General features: G+C 70.4%; 1 protein-coding gene. It reads right to left on the bottom strand.

All coding sequences use genetic code 11. The features are described 5' to 3' along the window. A partial coding sequence (locus ACP4J0_RS38410) for a type I polyketide synthase (RefSeq protein WP_426604072.1) occupies positions 1-1,454 on the bottom strand: 1,454 nt, incomplete at both ends.

Below are 1,454 nucleotides of genomic sequence, written 5' to 3'. Positions count from 1 at the left end.
AGCAGGGAGACCGCGCCCTCGGACCAGTCGACGTGCGGGGTCGGCTCGTCCACGTGCAGGGTCCTGGGCAGGACGCCGTGGCGCATCGCCATGATCATCTTGATGATGCCCGCGACGCCTGCGGCCGCCTGCGTGTGACCGATGTTCGACTTGATCGAGCCCAGCCACAGCGGCCGCTCATCGCCGTGCTCCTGGCCGTAGGTGGCGAGGAGGGCCTGCGCCTCGATCGGGTCGCCCAGCGTGGTGCCGGTGCCGTGCGCCTCGACCGCGTCGATCTCGGCCGCGGTGAGCCGGGCATTGGCCAGAGCCTGTCGCATCACGCGCTGCTGGGAGGGCCCGTTGGGGGCCGTCAGGCCGTTGCTCGCGCCGTCCTGATTGACCGCCGAGCCGCGCACCAGCGCCAGGACCGGATGGCCGTTGCGGCGGGCGTCGGACAGCCGCTCCACCAGGAGCATGCCCGCACCCTCGGCCCAGCTCGTGCCGTCCGCCGCCGCGGCGAAGGACTTGATACGTCCGTCGGGCGCCAGACCGCGCTGGCGGCTGAACTCCGTGAACGTGCCAGGCGACGCCATCACCGTCACACCGCCGGCCAGCGCCATCGTGCACTCACCGTTGCGCAGCGCCTGGATCGCCCAGTGCAGCGCCACCAACGACGACGAACACGCGGTGTCCACCGTCACCGCCGGACCCTCCAGCCCGAACGCGTACGACACACGACCCGACGCGATACTCCCCGAGTTACCGGTGCCGAGATATCCCTCGACACCCTCGGGCACGGAGGTGATCCGGGTGGCGTAGTCGTGGTACATCACACCGGCGAAGACGCCGGTGCGGCTGCCGCGCATCGCGGCCGGGTCGATACCCGCGCGCTCGAACGCCTCCCACGACGTCTCCAGCAGCAACCGCTGCTGCGGATCCATCGCCACCGCCTCACGCGGCGAGATCCCGAAGAACGCGGGATCGAAGCGACCCGCGTCGTGCAGGAAGCCACCCGACTGCGTGTAACTCGTCCCCCGGCCGTCCGGGTCCGGATCGAACAACGCATCCAGATCCCACCCACGGCCCTGGGGGAACACCGAGATGGCATCACCGCCACCGGCCACCAGCCGCCACAGATCCTCCGGGGTCTCCACCCCGCCCGGATACCGGCAGCTCATCCCCACGATCGCGATCGGCTCCTCGTCCAGCACCCCGGCCCGCACCGGCACCAACGCCGCACCGGCCGGCTCCACCAGACCCAGAACCTCACCCAGCAAGAACTCCGCCAGCGCCCCCGCCGTCGGATAGTCGAACACCAGCGTCGCCGGCAGCCGCACACCCGCCACCGAACCCAACCGGTTCCGCAACTCCACCGCGGTCAGCGAATCAAAGCCCAACTCCTTGAACGCACGATCCGCAGGCACCTCATCGACCGAACCATGCCCCAGAACACCCGCGACCTCACCCCGCACCAC

It is taken from the genome of Streptomyces sp. WG7 (assembly GCF_049975785.1).
Classification (GTDB): domain Bacteria; phylum Actinomycetota; class Actinomycetes; order Streptomycetales; family Streptomycetaceae; genus Streptomyces.
This window is presented reverse-complemented; position numbering and strand designations above follow the sequence as displayed.